The organism is Enterobacter sp. MGH 38 (genome assembly GCF_000492855.1).
GTDB lineage: Bacteria > Pseudomonadota > Gammaproteobacteria > Enterobacterales > Enterobacteriaceae > Enterobacter > Enterobacter hormaechei_C.
The window spans coordinates 1,921,557-1,937,527 of record NZ_KI535607.1; the positions used below are offsets into that span (position 1 = coordinate 1,921,557).

At 54.7% G+C, this 15,971-nt stretch carries 14 protein-coding genes and 1 riboswitch; of the genes, 5 read left to right on the forward strand and 9 right to left on the reverse strand.

Translation table 11 applies throughout. From position 1 onward, the window contains the following. Positions 1 to 97: 97 nt before the first annotated feature. The 4 genes from thiQ to sgrR all read right to left on the reverse strand — a co-directional run bounded on the left by thiQ (position 98) and on the right by sgrR (position 5,176). Positions 98 to 799, reverse strand: coding sequence for a thiamine ABC transporter ATP-binding protein ThiQ (gene thiQ, locus L384_RS11890; protein ID WP_032608486.1), 702 nt, complete (start codon positions 797 to 799; stop codon positions 98 to 100). Beyond that, the gene (thiP, locus tag L384_RS11885) at positions 783 to 2,393 is read right to left on the reverse strand and encodes a thiamine/thiamine pyrophosphate ABC transporter permease ThiP (protein ID WP_003856395.1); all 1,611 of its coding nucleotides are present in this window, start codon (positions 2,391 to 2,393) and stop codon (positions 783 to 785) included. Before thiP ends, thiQ begins: the two co-directional genes overlap by 17 nt. Continuing rightward, complete coding sequence (gene thiB / locus L384_RS11880; RefSeq protein ID WP_003856391.1) at positions 2,369 to 3,352, reverse strand: thiamine ABC transporter substrate binding subunit; 984 nt, start codon at positions 3,350 to 3,352, stop codon at positions 2,369 to 2,371. Before thiB ends, thiP begins: the two co-directional genes overlap by 25 nt. 31 nt (positions 3,353 to 3,383) lie before the next feature. Beyond that, positions 3,384 to 3,484: riboswitch (TPP riboswitch) on the reverse strand. Positions 3,485 to 3,520: 36 nt separating this feature from the next. After that, on the reverse strand, positions 3,521 to 5,176 hold the full coding sequence (gene sgrR / locus L384_RS11875; RefSeq protein ID WP_023324147.1) for an HTH-type transcriptional regulator SgrR: 1,656 nt from the start codon (positions 5,174 to 5,176) through the stop codon (positions 3,521 to 3,523). 88 nt (positions 5,177 to 5,264) lie between these two features. Between sgrR and sgrT the strand changes: the two genes are divergently transcribed. Together sgrT and L384_RS11865 are read left to right on the forward strand one after the other, a co-directional pair. Beyond that, positions 5,265 to 5,417, forward strand: coding sequence for a glucose uptake inhibitor SgrT (gene sgrT, locus L384_RS11870; protein WP_003856388.1), 153 nt, complete (start codon positions 5,265 to 5,267; stop codon positions 5,415 to 5,417). Positions 5,418 to 5,538: 121 nt separating this feature from the next. Continuing rightward, positions 5,539 to 6,717, forward strand: a complete 1,179-nt coding sequence (locus tag L384_RS11865) for a sugar efflux transporter (RefSeq protein ID WP_023324148.1) — start codon at positions 5,539 to 5,541, stop codon at positions 6,715 to 6,717. Between the two features lie 58 nt (positions 6,718 to 6,775). Here L384_RS11865 and leuD read toward each other — a convergent pair whose 3' ends face one another. The 5 genes from leuD to leuL form a co-directional block, all read right to left on the reverse strand. Beyond that, positions 6,776 to 7,381 (reverse strand): 3-isopropylmalate dehydratase small subunit, encoded by a 606-nt coding sequence (leuD, locus tag L384_RS11860; protein WP_023324149.1) that lies wholly within the window; start codon positions 7,379 to 7,381, stop codon positions 6,776 to 6,778. 10 nt (positions 7,382 to 7,391) lie between these two features. Beyond that, a complete protein-coding gene (gene leuC / locus L384_RS11855) occupies positions 7,392 to 8,792 on the reverse strand; it encodes a 3-isopropylmalate dehydratase large subunit (RefSeq protein WP_023324150.1) in 1,401 nt (466 codons plus the stop codon). 2 nt (positions 8,793 to 8,794) lie between these two features. Further along, the gene (gene leuB / locus L384_RS11850; protein ID WP_003856380.1) at positions 8,795 to 9,886 is read right to left on the reverse strand and encodes a 3-isopropylmalate dehydrogenase; all 1,092 of its coding nucleotides are present in this window, start codon (positions 9,884 to 9,886) and stop codon (positions 8,795 to 8,797) included. Continuing rightward, positions 9,886 to 11,457 (reverse strand): 2-isopropylmalate synthase, encoded by a 1,572-nt coding sequence (gene leuA, locus L384_RS11845; protein WP_023315385.1) that lies wholly within the window; start codon positions 11,455 to 11,457, stop codon positions 9,886 to 9,888. Before leuA ends, leuB begins: the two co-directional genes overlap by 1 nt. A gap of 91 nt (positions 11,458 to 11,548) precedes the next feature. Then, positions 11,549 to 11,635, reverse strand: coding sequence for a leu operon leader peptide (gene leuL / locus L384_RS22900; protein ID WP_057979999.1), 87 nt, complete (start codon positions 11,633 to 11,635; stop codon positions 11,549 to 11,551). Positions 11,636 to 12,263: 628 nt separating this feature from the next. Between leuL and leuO the strand changes: the two genes are divergently transcribed. The 3 genes from leuO to ilvN all read left to right on the forward strand — a co-directional run bounded on the left by leuO (position 12,264) and on the right by ilvN (position 15,802). Continuing rightward, a complete protein-coding gene (leuO, locus tag L384_RS11840; RefSeq protein WP_023324151.1) occupies positions 12,264 to 13,208 on the forward strand; it encodes a transcriptional regulator LeuO in 945 nt (314 codons plus the stop codon). 376 nt (positions 13,209 to 13,584) lie between these two features. Beyond that, the gene (gene ilvI / locus L384_RS11835; RefSeq protein WP_003856373.1) at positions 13,585 to 15,309 is read left to right on the forward strand and encodes an acetolactate synthase 3 large subunit; all 1,725 of its coding nucleotides are present in this window, start codon (positions 13,585 to 13,587) and stop codon (positions 15,307 to 15,309) included. A 1-nt stretch (position 15,310) separates the two neighbouring features. Then, complete coding sequence (gene ilvN / locus L384_RS11830; RefSeq protein ID WP_003856371.1) at positions 15,311 to 15,802, forward strand: acetolactate synthase small subunit; 492 nt, start codon at positions 15,311 to 15,313, stop codon at positions 15,800 to 15,802. Positions 15,803 to 15,971 lie beyond the last annotated feature (169 nt).

Below are 15,971 nucleotides of genomic sequence, written 5' to 3' on the forward strand. Positions count from 1 at the left end.
TGAAAGCCCTCAGTTATTCTGAAGGCAACGTTATCGCTTTTGCTTTCAAATTACTGGGGATCCCTCTCCCCTGTGGGAGAGGGCAAGGGTGAGGGCATCAGACCTCACGAATACCTAAAAGTGAAGATGCCCCCGCCTTACCACTCAGAAGTTCTTCTGTTTCCCCATCCCACAAAATACGTCCCTCCGCGATCACCACCGATCGCGGCGCGATGCGTGCGGCATCTTCGATGCTATGCGAAACCATCAGCATCGTCAGTTGTTCGCGCTCGCAAACCTCCTCAACCAGCGAGAGCATTTCCTGACGCAGAGCGGGGTCGAGCGCCGAAAAGGGTTCATCGAGCAGCAGCAGCGGCTGCTTGCGCACCAGGCAGCGCGCCAGCGCCACGCGCTGGCGCTGGCCGCCGGAAAGCTCACCCGGTAGTCTGTTGATAAACGCAGCCAGGCCCATTTGTTCGGCGATCGCCTCCAGCGTCTGACGCTGCGCAACATTGAGCTTCAACCCCGGATCCATACCCAGCGCGATGTTCTGCCACACCGTAAGATGATTGAACAGATTGTTTTCCTGGAACAGCATCGACACCGGGCGCTTAGCCGGCGGAGCGTAGGTATACTCGCCATTATCAATGACGATCGACCCGCTGGCAGGCTGTAAAAAACCGGCAATCAGATTGAGCAGGGTACTTTTTCCGGCCCCGCTGGGGCCAAGCACTGCGATTCGCTCTCCCTGACGAACGGAGAGGGTAAAACGCATTGGCAGGTGCTCATAAAGCCAGGTTACATCAGTCAGTTTTAACATCACGCCCCGGAAGTTTTTCGATAACGGTAAATAACGCAAAGCACAGCAGCAACAGGAGTAGCGCCGTGACGGCGCCGTCCTGGCTACGATAGGAGCCAATTTGCTGATAAAGCCAGAACGGCAGCGTGCGGAAATCCTCGTTGCCGAAGAGGGCCACAACGCCAAAATCGCCAATCGACAGCACGCAGGCAAACGCCAGCGCCTGGGCCAGCGGACGCTTTAGCGCGCGCAGTTCGACCACCTTCAGACGCTGCCAGCCCTGCATGCCCAGCGACTGACACAGCAAACTGTAGCGGCTATTGACGTCGCGCATCGGGTTTTCCAGCACCTTGAGCGCGTAAGGGATGGCCATCAGTGCGTTGGTAAAAATGACGATGCCGTCGGCGCTTTCCGGCAGGCCGATGGTGCTGTTAAACAGTAAAAAGAATCCGGTCGCCAGCACAATGCCCGGCATCGCCAGGATCAGCATACCCGTCAGTTCCAGCGCGTGTCCGGCTTTACGGGCATGACGCGCGTGCAGTTCGCGGCTGCTCCAGAGCAGCATCATGGTCAGGATCACGCACAGTAGCCCGGCAGCCAGCGCGATGCGCAATGAGGTCCACGTTGCTTGCCACAGGACAGGCTGTTGCAGTACCGACAACACATTGCGATTCAGGCCATCAACAATAACGGCCAGCAGCGGGGGCAGCAGAAGCAGGAGTGCCAATGCGATTAGCATAAAATCCGCGACGCGGCTGTGCAGGCTGTCCTGCGGATCGCGCCAGCCTGTCAGGTTATTGCTACCTGTGGGGATCGCTTTACTTAGCCGCTGGCTGAGTAACACCAGCGCCAGGCAGCAGACCATCTGCACGATCGCCAGCAGCGCGGCGCGGCCCGGATCGTAGTCGTAACTTAAGGCCTGATAGATCGCCAGCTCAATGGTGGTGGCCTGCGGCCCGCCGCCGAGAGAAAGTACGGTCGCGAAGCTGGCGAAGCAGAGCATAAAGATTAGCGCGGCAACCGGAGCAATCTGGCGTCGCAGCCACGGCCATTCGACAAAGCGGAAGAACGACCAGCCGCGCATGCCAAGCTGGGCGGCAATCTGACGCTGCTCACCGGGAATGTTTTCCAGCGCCTGTAAAAAGAGGCGCGTCGCCATCGGCATATTGAAAAAAATATGCGCCAGCAGAATGCCTTTCAGGCCGTAAGGGGAGAAGGTCCATTCTAGACCAAGCAGGTTGAAGAGGGATGCCAGCCAGCCCTGCCGACCGTAGACGCTCAGAATGCCGAACACCGCCACCAGCACGGGCAGGATCAGCGTCATCGCGCACAGCCGCAGCAGGGCAAGCCTGCCGGGGAAACGTCTGCGATAGAGGGCGCGTGCAAGGAAAATGGCCGGGATCGCCGACAGCAGCGCGGAGAGAAACGCCTGCCAGAAGGAGAAGCGGATGACGTGCCAGAGATAGCTGTCGTGCCAGAGGGCGAGCAGATCGCTCTCTGGCGCGTTAAACCACAGCGCAAGGAATGCACCCAGGCTGACGACGACCATCAGTACGGCGGCGAGCAGCCCGGGAACTAACCAGCCGGGGATCAGCGGCTGACGGCGCGTTGCCATTCACTAATCCATGCGGCGCGCTGGGCGGCAACCTGCTGCGGCGTAAATTCCAGTGAGGTTTGCGGCTTGTTTAGCTGCTCAAAGCCTGCCGGCAGCGCAACGTCAGTGACCGGGTACATCCAGTTGCCGGTCGGAATAGCGTTCTGAAATGCCGGGGAGATCATAAATTTCAGGAATTTTTCGGCAAGCTCCGGCTGTTTGCTCGCGGCGGTGCGGGCGGCCACTTCCACCTGCAAATAATGCCCTTCAGCAAAGTTCGCGGCGGCGTAGTTGTCTTTCTTCTCGGCGATAATGTGGTAGGCCGGAGAGGTAGTGTAGCTCAGCACCAGGTCGCTTTCGCCTTTCAGGAACAGGCCATAGGCTTCGCTCCAGCCTTTGGTGACGGTAACGGTTTTCGCGGCCAGCTTCTGCCACGCTTCCGGCGTTTTATCCCCGTAAACTTTTTGCATCCACAGCAGCAGCCCCAGACCCGGCGTGCTGGTACGCGGATCTTCGTAAATCACGCGCCATTTCTGGTCACTTTCGACCAGCTCTTTCAGGCTTTTGGGCGGATTCTTCAGCTTGTTTTTATCGTAGACAAACGCAAAGTAACCGTAATCAAAGGGAACGAAGGTGTCGTTTTTCCAGCCGCCCGGTACGTTAACGGCATCTGCCGCCACGCCGCTTTTGGCGAACAGTCTGGTTTGGGTGGCGGCTTCCAGCAGGTTGTTATCCAGCCCGAGCACCACGTCGGCTTTGCTGTTTTTGCCTTCCATGCGCAGCCGGTTAAGCAGCGAGACGCCATCTTCCAGCGCCACGAATTTCAGCTCGCAGTTGCAGTCCGCTTCAAAGGCTTTTTTTACCACCGGGCCAGGGCCCCAGTCGGCGGAGAAGGAGTCGTAGGTGTAGACCGTCAGAACAGGCTTAGCAAAAACAGGCAGCGCAAACAGCGCCAGCAGAGGAAGAACGTTTTTTAACACTTTGCACCTCAGGGTTGAGTGGCAAAGGATTTTGAGAGACAGCCTCAAATCCCTTCGCCGGCGTTATCCGGATCAGGTTCGACGGGTATTATCTCAGCGCACATCAGTGATGCAGCACCCCGTTGAGAACGGCGCTATTGTAATGATTTGGTGAATATTACGAAAGCGTTATGGCTCCGGCGGCGCAAACCAGGCGGATTTAAAATCAAACCAGCCCAGGGTGTTCATCCGCAGGCCGCGCATGCTGCGCTGGCCCTGGATCAGCAGCCAGTGGTGAATCAACGGTACGATCGTCTGCCCGGCCAGTAATTCCTGACACCAGGCGGCCAGATCCATTTCTCCTGCCCGCCACCGTGCGGCGTCCTGCTGCCAGTCCCGGTTGATACAGTGCTGAATCAGGGGCACTTCGTACAGGTGAGAAAAGAGCGAGAAATCAAGCGGCAGCGTAAAGTTTGCGCTGTTGAGCCAGATATCGCTGATGACGTCTCCGCGATGCCATTCATCATAATCGACTTCCTGTATCGCCAGCGTCACGCCTTCGGCTGCCAGCAGCGTGCTCATGATCCTTGCGATAAACCTGTGCTCAATGTGATCGCGATAGTAGCTGAGGGTGATGGTCTCCAGTCCGGCAGGTTTTTCACTGCGCACTGGCTGCGCATGGTGCCAGCGCGGAAGCAGGCCATAGGCCGGGAACCACCAGGTCTGGTATTGCTCCTCTGCGTGATAAATCAGGTTAGCAGGGGCAAGAATATGGCTGATCCACCTGCGTACGTCGTGGTTTGCCCCGCGATGGCTGCGGCTATCAAAGAGCAGGTAGTAGCATCCCTCCTCCAGGCGGCTTTCGAACGCCTTTTCACCGGCTGTTGGCCCTTCCAGGGTCAGGCCTGCGCTCAGCTCTTCGTTGAGATCCGGTAACACCCAGACGTTCACTTCGTCGATCAACGCCCTGTAGCCAAAGTAATCATCAAAGGCGCGGATCTTCAGCTGATTACTGTTGTTTCGTGTAACGGAGTAGGGGCCCGTACCAATCGGCTGGCTGGAAAAATTGTTCAGGGAGCGCCACTCGGCAGGCAGGATCATTGAGGGGACGTAGCCCAGAAGCCACGGAAGCCATTTGTCCGGCTGCGATAGCTCAATATCCAGCGTCCAGGCCGTTGGGGAGTGGATCCGCGCGATATGCGAATAGAGCGGCAGCGTGCGGGCTCGCTCTAAGGAATCGATAACGTCGCGCATCTCCAGCTCGCGTCCATGGTGGAAATGAATGCCGGGGCGTAAGAAAAAGCGCCAGTGGCGCGGGGAAAGCTGTTGCCAGTGGTGCGCGATATCCGCCTCCAGTTCCCCGTTTTCCTCATTTATCCGCGTCAGGCCGCTGAATATCTGCCGGGCCATGTGGGTTTCAGAGCGACGTAACGCCGTACCGGGCAACAGATTTTTCATTGGGCGGTAGTAAAGCACCCGCAGAATGTGGCGTCCCTGACGAAAGCTGCGTCCCAGATGCGAGACCAGCATCTGGCGCACGGCGGCTTTGTCGCCCACCAGCTGGACCAGCTGATCGATGCGGTCCTGCTCCAGCAGATCCTCCGCCCGCTGTTGCTGTAGCGCCAGGCCGGTATAAAGGAAAGTCAGGCGCGAGCGCTTGCCGCGTCCGGCTTCAGCCTCCCAGTTTAGCCAGCCCTGCTGCTGCATGGTGTTGAGGAGGGTACGCATATGACGCCGGGAGCAGTTGAGGAGTTCAGCCAGCTCGTTCAGCGTGGTCTCCTGCGATTGCCCCTCGCAGCACTGCCAGAGGCGGATAAATTGTTGTTGCAGACGACCAGAAGGCATAAAAGGGGAACTCCTGACAAAAAATCAGCAATTTATTAATCCCTATATTAAGCCAATAATCCTTATCGATGAAGCGAGGAGGTAAATTATGAAGAGGTCTACCGCACGTCAGTTTTATCAGCACTATTTTTCAGCGACAAAGGGAGTGTCCTGGCTGGCCCGCCAGTGCGCAGAGCAGCGGCTGAGAATACTGGAAGATCTGATGCAGTGGGACGTTACGAAACCGACCTCTTCTCGCTAACTCGCCTCGATCATGTGTGACTGAGTATTGGTGCTAATCACCCGCCAGCAAAATGTTTTTTGCTGGCTTTTTTCGTTTACTATTTCACCCAATTTCGATTCGCTTTCATAAGGACTTGCGCATGCTCTGGTTGATGACGATGGGGCGACGCCTGAATGGCGTGTACGCCGCTTTTATGCTGGTGGCCTTCATGATGGGCGTAGCCGGCGCGCTACAGGCGCCGACGCTGAGCCTGTTTCTCAGCCGCGAGGTGGGGGCGCAGCCGTTTTGGGTGGGCCTGTTCTACACCGTCAACGCCATTGCCGGGATCCTCGTCAGCCTGTGGCTGGCGAAACGATCCGACAGCCAGGGCGATCGCCGCAAGCTGATCCTCTTTTGTTGCGCAATGGCCGTGGGCAACGCGCTGCTGTTTGCCTTCAACCGCCATTACCTGACGCTCATTACCTGCGGCGTGCTGCTGGCCTCTCTGGCGAACACCGCCATGCCGCAGCTCTTCGCCCTGGCACGGGAGTACGCCGACAACTCGGCGAGGGAAGTGGTGATGTTCAGCTCGGTGATGCGTGCGCAGCTCTCGCTGGCGTGGGTCATTGGTCCCCCGCTGGCGTTCATGCTGGCGCTGAACTACGGCTTCACCACCATGTTTTCCATCGCGGCGGGGATTTTTGTCATCAGCCTGGCGCTGATAGCCTTTGCGCTGCCATCGGTGGCGCGCGTAGAGCAGGTGACGGACAAGCCCATCACGCAGGTGAGCGGCTGGCAGGATAAAAACGTCCGCATGTTGTTTATCGCCTCCACGCTGATGTGGACCTGCAACACCATGTACATTATCGATATGCCGCTGTGGATCAGCAGCGATCTGGGACTGCCCGACAAGCTCGCGGGGATCCTGATGGGCACCGCTGCCGGGCTGGAGATCCCGGCGATGATTCTGGCGGGTTACTACGTAAAACGTTTCGGTAAACGGAAAATGATGGTGGTTGCGGTTGCAGCCGGGGTGTTGTTTTATCTTGGGCTGATCTTATTCCATTCGCGCGAAGCGCTGCTGGCGCTTCAGCTGTTTAATGCTGTGTTTATTGGCATCGTTGCCGGGATCGGCATGCTCTGGTTCCAGGATTTAATGCCGGGCCGCGCCGGGTCGGCGACCACGCTTTTTACCAACAGTATTTCGACCGGAGTGATCCTGGCGGGGGTGATTCAGGGGGCGCTGGCGCAAAGTTACGGGCATGGCTCAGTTTACTGGGTGATTGCCGCGATTTCGGTGGTTACGCTTGGGCTGACTTGCCGGGTTAAGGATGTCTGATTCTGGAAGGCGGCTTTACGAAACAAATCAATGGCCCGCTTTTTGCGGGCCATTGTCTTTAGCCCATAAACGCAGGCTGTTTTTTCTCGTACGCGGAGATGGCGTCTTCGTGCTGGAGAGTTAAACCAATGCTGTCCAGACCGTTCAGCATGCAGTGGCGACGGAAGGCATCAATGCTGAAGCTGTAGGTTTTATCCCCGGCTTTCACCACTTCCCCTTCCAGATCCACTTCAAACGACATGCCCGGATTTGCCTTAACCAGCGCGAACAATTCATCGACCTGTTCGTCACTCAGCGTCACCGGCAGCAGCTGGTTGTTAAAGCTGTTGCCGTAGAAGATATCCGCGAAGCTTGGGGCGATAACCACCTTAAAGCCGTAGTCGGTCAATGCCCATGGCGCATGTTCACGCGACGATCCGCAGCCAAAGTTTTCCCGCGCCAGCAAAATGGAGGCGCCTTTGTATTCCGGAAAGTTCAGGACGAATTCCGGGTTTGGCACTTCGCCTTTATCGTCGAGGAAGCGCCAGTCGTTGAACAGATGCGCACCAAAACCCGTGCGCGTCACTTTCTGCAAAAACTGCTTAGGAATGATAGCGTCAGTATCGACGTTAGCGGCATCCAGCGGGACAACACGGCCCGTATGTTGGGTAAATTTCTCTGCCATGATTGTCTCCTTATTTCAGGCTGCGAATATCGGCGAAATGACCGGTGACTGCCGCAGCGGCGGCCATTGCCGGGCTGACCAGGTGGGTGCGCCCACCGCGGCCCTGACGGCCTTCAAAGTTACGGTTGCTGGTGGAGGCACATCGCTCGCCCGGATTCAGGCGGTCGTTGTTCATCGCCAGACACATGGAGCAGCCGGGCAGGCGCCATTCGAAGCCTGCTTCGATAAAGATCTTATCCAGGCCCTCCGCTTCCGCCTGGGCTTTCACCGGACCGGAGCCCGGCACAACCAGCGCCTGCACGCCCGGCGCCACTTTGCGGCCTTTAGCAATTTCTGCCGCAGCGCGTAAATCTTCAATACGGGAGTTGGTACAGGAGCCGATGAACACTTTATCAATGCTCACGTCGGTCAGCGGTACGCCGGGTTTCAGCCCCATATAGGCCAGCGCCTTTTCTGCACTGGCGCGCTCGACCGGATCGGCGAAGGAAGCCGGGTCAGGAATGCTGTCGGTGACAGAAATCACCTGGCCCGGGTTGGTGCCCCAGGTGACCTGCGGGGCGATCTCTTCCGCCTGTAACGTCACAACGGTATCAAAAATTGCCCCCTCGTCCGTTTTCAGGGTTTTCCAGTACGCTACCGCGTCGTCAAAATTCTGACCTTTCGGCGCATGCAGACGCCCCTTCACATAGTTGAAGGTGGTTTCGTCTGGGGCCACCAGTCCTGCTTTGGCGCCCATCTCAATGGCCATGTTGCACAGGGTCATACGACCTTCCATGCTCAGCGCCTGGATAGCATCTCCGCAGAACTCAACGACGTGACCGGTGCCGCCTGCACTGCCGGTTTTGCCGATAATCGCCAGCACGATATCTTTCGCGGTAATGCCAGGTGCCGCTTTGCCCTTCACTTCAATCTTCATGGTTTTGGCGCGGCCCTGCTTCAGGGTCTGCGTCGCCAGAACGTGTTCAACTTCAGAGGTCCCAATCCCGAACGCCAGCGCGCCAAATGCGCCGTGGGTTGCGGTATGGGAGTCGCCGCAGACGATGGTCATGCCTGGCAGGGTAATCCCCTGCTCAGGCCCCATTACGTGGACGATACCCTGATAGGGGTGGTTCAGATCGTACAGCTCCACGCCAAACTCGTTACAGTTCTTAATCAGCTCCTGCATCTGGATACGCGCCATCTCGCCAGATGCATTGATGTCTTTGGTCTGGGTGGAAACGTTGTGATCCATCGTGGCAAAGGTTTTACCCGGCTGACGCACCGGGCGCTTGTGCGCGCGCAGGCCGTCAAATGCCTGAGGAGAGGTCACTTCATGTACCAGATGACGGTCGATGTACAACAGTGGGGTTTCGTTTGGTGCTTCGTAGACCACGTGCGCATCAAACAACTTCTCATATAACGTCTTAGCCATGATTACACCCCTTCAGCGACATAGCGGGCAATGATGTCGCCCATTTCATCGGTACTGACTGCCGCCGTGCCGCGTGCTAAATCACCGGTACGGACACCTTCTTCTAACGCCCGGTTAATGGCGTTTTCAATTGCGGTTGCTGCATCGCCTGCATCCAGGCTATAGCGCAGCAGCAGAGCCAGGGAGAGGATCTGCGCAATCGGGTTGGCGATATTTTTGCCTGCGATATCCGGCGCGGAGCCGCCCGCCGGTTCGTACAGGCCAAAGCCTTCTTCGTTCAGGCTGGCCGAGGGCAGCATACCCATGGAGCCGGTGATCATGGCGCATTCATCCGAGAGAATATCGCCGAACAGGTTGGAGCACAGCAGCACGTCAAACTGAGACGGATCTTTGATCAGCTGCATCGTTGCGTTGTCGATATACATATGCGACAGCGCAACGTCCGGGTACTGCTTAGCGACTTCACTGACGATTTCGCGCCACAAAATAGACGACTGGAGCACGTTTGCTTTATCAATAGAGGTTACTTTACGGCGGCGTTTGCGCGCTGACTCAAACGCGATATGGGCGATACGTTCGATTTCAAAACGGTGATAGACCTCGGTATCAAACGCTTTCTCATGCTGACCGCTGCCTTCGCGACCTTTTGGCTGACCGAAGTAGATGCCGCCGGTCAACTCACGCACGCACAGGATGTCGAAACCGTTGGCCGCGATATCCGCGCGCAGCGGGCAAAACTCTTCCAGCCCCGGGTACAGTTTCGCCGGACGCAGGTTGCTGAACAGTTTGAAGTGCTTACGCAACGGCAGCAGCGCACCGCGCTCTGGCTGCTCTGCTGGCGGCAGGTGTTCCCATTTTGGGCCGCCCACGGAGCCAAAAAGAACGGCATCGGCATTTTCGCAGCCTTCTACAGTCCCTTTCGGCAGGGGAGTACCGTGATTATCAATCGCAATACCGCCCACGTCGTAGTGGCTGGTGGTAATTTTCATCGCAAAACGCGAACGAACAGCTTCCAGTACTTTCAGCGCCTGTGCCATCACTTCCGGGCCAATACCGTCACCCGGCAACACAGCAATATGGTAATTCTTCGACATCACACGGTTTCCTTGTTGTTCTCTTTATTCTGAGCTTTGCGTTGCAACTCTTTTTCGACTTCGGCGGCGCGCCAGATGTTGTTCAGGACATGCACCATCGCTTTCGCGGAGGATTCGACGATATCTGTCGCCAGACCCACACCGTGGAAGCGGCGACCGTTGTAGTTGACGACGATATCAACCTGGCCCAGGGCGTCTTTACCGTGCCCTTTTGCCGTCAGGTCGTATTTCACCAGCTCTACGTCGTACTCAGTGACGCGGTTAATCGCCTGGTAAATGGCATCCACAGGGCCGTTACCGTTGGCGGCTTCCGCTTTAATTTCATCGCCGCAGGCCAGCTTGACGGAGGCGGTAGCGATATCGCTTGAGCCTGACTGAACGGTGAAGTAGTCCAGACGGAAGTGTTCTGGCTCTTCCTGCTGTTTATTGATGAATGCCAGTGCTTCCAGGTCGTAATCGAAGACCTGGCCTTTCTTGTCAGCCAGCTTCAGGAATGCGTCGTACAGCTGATCCATGTTGTAATCGCTGTCCTTATAACCCATCTCTTCCATACGGTGTTTTACCGCCGCGCGGCCAGAGCGCGAGGTCAGGTTCAACTGAACCTGGTTCAGACCGATGGATTCCGGAGTCATGATTTCGTAGTTTTCACGGTTCTTCAGCACGCCATCCTGGTGAATACCGGAGGAGTGGGCGAACGCGCCAGCCCCAACAATCGCCTTGTTCGCCGGGATCGGCATGTTGCAAATCTGGCTCACGGTCTGGCTGGTGCGCCAGATTTCGTTGTGATTGATGCGAGTGTGCACGTTCATAATGTCTTTGCGCACCTTGATCGCCATGATCACTTCTTCCAGCGAGCAGTTGCCGGCACGTTCACCAATGCCGTTCATTGCCCCTTCTACCTGACGCGCGCCGGCGTGAACGGCGGCGATGGCATTGCCCACAGCCAGGCCCAAATCGTCATGGGTATGCACGGAGATGATGGCTTTATCAATATTTGGCACGCGATCGTACAGGCCGGTGATGATGTTGGAGAACTCAAACGGCATGGTGTAGCCGACGGTATCCGGGATGTTGATAGTTCTGGCTCCGGCATTAATCGCGGCTTCCACTACCCGGGCCAAATCGTCAATCGGCGTGCGGCCTGCATCTTCACAGGAGAATTCGACGTCATCAGTGTAGTTACGCGCGCGTTTGACCATATACACCGCACGTTCAATCACTTCATCCAGCGTACTGCGCAGCTTGGTCGCAATGTGCATGGGGGAGGTGGCAATAAATGTATGGATACGGAAGGCTTCTGCAACTTTCAGGGATTCCGCGGCCACATCAATATCTTTCTCTACGCAGCGAGCCAGACCGCACACGCGGCTGTTTTTGATGGTGCGGGCGATGGTCTGCACTGACTCGAAATCACCTGGCGAGGAGACGGGAAAGCCGACTTCCATTACGTCTACACCCATGCGTTCGAGGGCCAGAGCAATTTGCAGTTTTTCTTTAACACTCAGGCTCGCCTGTAATGCCTGTTCACCGTCACGTAAAGTAGTATCGAAAATAACGACTTGCTGGCTCATGGGTTAGGTCCTTGTCAGTCTTAGGGCGCCTTGCTACGAGCATAAAAAAACCCGCGCAGTGGCGCGGGTTTTTAGTTTTACTGAAGACGATTCAACGCTGAATTTCGCCCGCCAGTCTACCGCGCACAGTGGATGCGTTTAGTAGTAGTAGACCGGTGAAACGAAGGGTGCGAATCATGAATCGTGCTCCAGGTGAATGCGATATGCTTTTAGTGGTACTGGATACGCCAACTCATGTCAACCCCTCTCAGGCAAAACGGCCACTCAGTACAGGATAAACACATTAGCTAATTGTGCTGGTTTTTGCATGTCTAACCGATTTTATTGTCTATTATTGGACTGGCGATTCATCTCTGGAATAATTTGAATATAATTGGTAGCAATTGAATATACTATTTTTACCAATGTGCTGTGAAATGGAATCTGTTTCATATCATTGATTTATAAATTACATGAATGATTTGCGGGTGAGTAAGTTATCAAAATTGATATCATTTTGTTAATGAAAATGCGATGTATGCCATTAATAGTTTAATAACACTTAAGTCATTATTAATGAGTGCGTTGATTGTGCATTTGTCTGATTTATGGTTTCATGCCCACATTAAAGTTTGAGATATCTTTTGAACGATTTTTAGCTCTTCATTTATGGGATGCGTAAAGTCGCTCGTTGAATGGGGTTTCTTTATATATTCCGAATTTTAAATAATTTCCTTTCGCTTGTTGTATATGCATGGTAAATCATATTTTTCGAAGTTATTACTGTACCTTGGCAAAGGGAATTTAGCGTGACGGTGGAGTCAGAAATGCCAGAAAATAATATTAACCAACCACAGACTTATGATGGGGTTAAGCCTCAGTTGCGCACAGTGGATCTCAATCTGTTAACTGTATTTGATGCAGTTATGCAGGAGCAGAATATTACGCGAGCAGCGCAATCTCTGGGAATGTCTCAACCTGCCGTGAGTAATGCCGTAGCCAGACTTAAGGTGATGTTTAACGACGAGTTATTCGTCCGCTATGGAAGAGGTATCCAGCCCACGGCGCGTGCATTCCAGCTATTCGGTTCGATTCGTCAGGCGCTACAGCTGGTACAAAATGAGCTTCCCGGCTCGGGTTTTGAACCCTTAAGCAGTGAACGGGTTTTCCATCTCTGTGTTTGCAGTCCGTTAGACAATTATTTGACGTCTGTTATATATAATAAAGTTGAACAGATTGCTCCTAATATTCATCTCGTTTTTAAATCATCATTAAATCAAAATACTGAGCACCAGCTTCGTTATCAGGAAACGGAGTTCGTTCTGGGCTATGAAGAGTTTCGCCGTCCAGAGTTTGCCTGTGTTCCATTGTTTAAAGATGAAATGGTGTTAGTCGCCAGCAAAAAACATCCCCGTATGAATTCTCCGCTGCGTGAAAGCGATGTTTACAGCGAGCAGCATGCCGTGGTTGCTCTGGACAGATATGCCTCATTTAGTCTGCCGTGGTATGACACTGCCGATAAACAAGCCAGCGTGGCCTATCAGGGAATGGCGATGGTCAGCGTATTGAATGTCGTTTCTCAGACGCAGCTAGTCGCTATTGCACCGCGCTGGCTTGCTGAAGAGTTCTCCGATTCGCTGAGCCTGCAAATTTTACCTCTGCCGCTCAAGCTGAATAGCCGTACCTGTTATCTTTCCTGGCATGAAGCGGCGGGGCGGGATAAAGGGCATCAATGGATGGAAGAGCTGCTGGTCAATATTTGTCGTCGATAAGACAGGATGAATAAACCGCATGGTGCCATGCGGTTTATTCTGTGGTTTTTTATGCAAGCAATATTTTGTTCTGTGCGCATTTTTTCAGACACTCAGGGAGGCTTAAAAATAGATGATTTCCTGATCCATCCTCTTTTTAAGAGATGAATTATTAGCGTCTCCCCTCATAGCAGATGAATTCACCATATTCGTGTCTGACAGCTGTTTTTTCTGCTTTTATTGCCCATTCCCGCATTCCGTTTGCTAATTGCCTGGCTCATAACGAGCGGTTAAGGTATCCATCACTCTGCACATTATAAGATGGGTTTACCCTGTCAGAAGACGGCGCGGAAATGAATTCTGTTGACCGTCTATAACAAAAGCCTGGAGGCAAAGCATGGAGATGTTGTCTGGCGCGGAAATGGTCGTCCGATCGCTTATCGATCAGGGCGTGAAGCAAGTGTTCGGCTATCCTGGAGGTGCGGTTCTTGATATTTATGACGCGCTGCACACGGTAGGCGGTATTGATCATGTTCTGGTTCGTCATGAACAGGCTGCTGTGCATATGGCAGACGGCCTGGCCCGCGCCACGGGCGAGGTGGGTGTTGTGCTCGTCACTTCCGGACCGGGGGCGACCAATGCCATTACCGGCATTGCGACTGCGTATATGGACTCCATTCCCCTGGTCATTCTCTCCGGACAGGTGGCGACGTCACTGATTGGCTATGATGCGTTTCAGGAATGCGACATGGTGGGGATCTCACGCCCCGTGGTGAAGCACAGCTTTCTGGTTAAGCAAACGGAAGACATCCCGGGCGTACTGAAAAAAGCCTTCTGGCTGGCCGCCAGCGGTCGTCCTGGGCCAGTGGTTGTCGATCTGCCAAAAGATATTCTCAATCCCGCGAATAAACTGCCTTACCTGTGGCCTGAGTCGGTGAGCATGCGTTCATATAATCCGACGACGCAGGGGCACAAAGGCCAGATTAAGCGTGCGCTGCAAACGCTGCTGGCTGCGAAAAAGCCCGTAGTCTATGTGGGGGGCGGCGCCGTCAATGCAGCCTGTGAAACGCAACTACGCGAACTGATTGAGAAGCTGAATCTTCCTGTCGCGTCATCGCTGATGGGGCTGGGGGCATTCCCGGCTACCCACCGTCAGGCGCTGGGCATGCTGGGTATGCACGGCACCTATGAAGCCAATATGACGATGCACCATTCTGATGTGATTTTTGCCGTCGGCGTGCGTTTTGACGATCGCACCACCAATAATCTGGCGAAATACTGTCCGCATGCGACGGTGCTGCACATTGATATCGATCCGACTTCAATCTCTAAAACGGTGCCGGCGGATGTGCCGATCGTGGGGGACGCACGACAGGTGCTGGATCAAATGTTGGATCTGCTGGCGCAGGAGACCGCGTCTCAACCGCTGGACGAGATCCGCGACTGGTGGCAGCAAATCGAACAGTGGCGTGGCCGTCAGTGCCTTAAGTACGACACACAAAGTGAGAACATCAAGCCGCAGGCGGTGATCGAGACGATCTGGCGTCTGACCAATGGCGATGCGTATGTCACATCTGACGTGGGCCAACATCAGATGTTCGCTGCGCTGTATTACCCGTTTGATAAACCGCGTCGCTGGATCAACTCTGGCGGGCTCGGCACGATGGGCTTTGGTCTGCCCGCCGCGCTGGGGGTGAAGCTGGCGTTGCCAAACGAAACGGTGATCTGCGTGACGGGTGATGGCAGCATACAGATGAATATTCAGGAGCTTTCTACTGCGCTGCAATATGAGTTGCCAGTGCTGGTGCTGAACCTGAATAACGGTTACCTCGGTATGGTAAAGCAGTGGCAGGATATGATTTATTCTGGCCGTCACTCTCAGTCTTATATGAAGTCACTTCCGGACTTTGTCCGCCTGGCTGAAGCCTATGGTCATATTGGCATGCGGGTAACCGATCCGTCAGAGCTGGAAGCGAAGCTCGGCGAAGCGCTTGAGCACGTTAAAAACAATCGCCTCGTCTTCATGGACGTCATCGTCGACGGCACAGAGCATGTTTATCCGATGCATATCCGTGGCGGCGGTATGGATGAAATGTGGTTAAGCAAAACGGAGAGAACCTGATATGCGCCGGATATTATCTGTATTACTGGAAAATGAGTCGGGCGCACTGTCACGCGTCATTGGGCTTTTTGCGCAGCGCGGCTATAACATTGAAAGCCTGACCGTTGCGCCGACCGATGACCCGACGCTCTCCCGCATGACGATCCAGACTGTCGGCGATGCGAAAGTGCTTGAGCAGATCGAAAAACAGTTGCACAAACTGGTGGACGTGTTGCGCGTCAGCGAGCTGGGGCAGGGGGCTTACGTCGAACGTGAAGTGATGCTGGTGAAAATTCAGGCCAGCGGTTACGGTCGTGAAGAGGTCAAGCGCAACACGGATATCTTCCGTGGGCAGATCATCGACGTCACGCCTTCTATATATACTGTGCAGCTTGCCGGAACGAGCGATAAGCTGGATGCGTTCCTGGCCTCCGTCAGGGATGTAGCAAAAATTGTTGAAGTTGCGCGCTCTGGCGTTGTTGGCCTCTCGCGCGGCGATAAAATCATGCGTTAGTTGCGCAAAAGGTTCGCCTCTTTCAGCCCGGTAGCCAAAGCCGGGCTTTTTTTTGCGTAATCCACCGACAACGCGGACAAAAGCGGTTGCCGTGAAAGCTATTCTGCGTTTAGATGTTAAAATATTTAACCATAACCTTGACAGGGCCATGGACTTTTTTCTTTTTTTG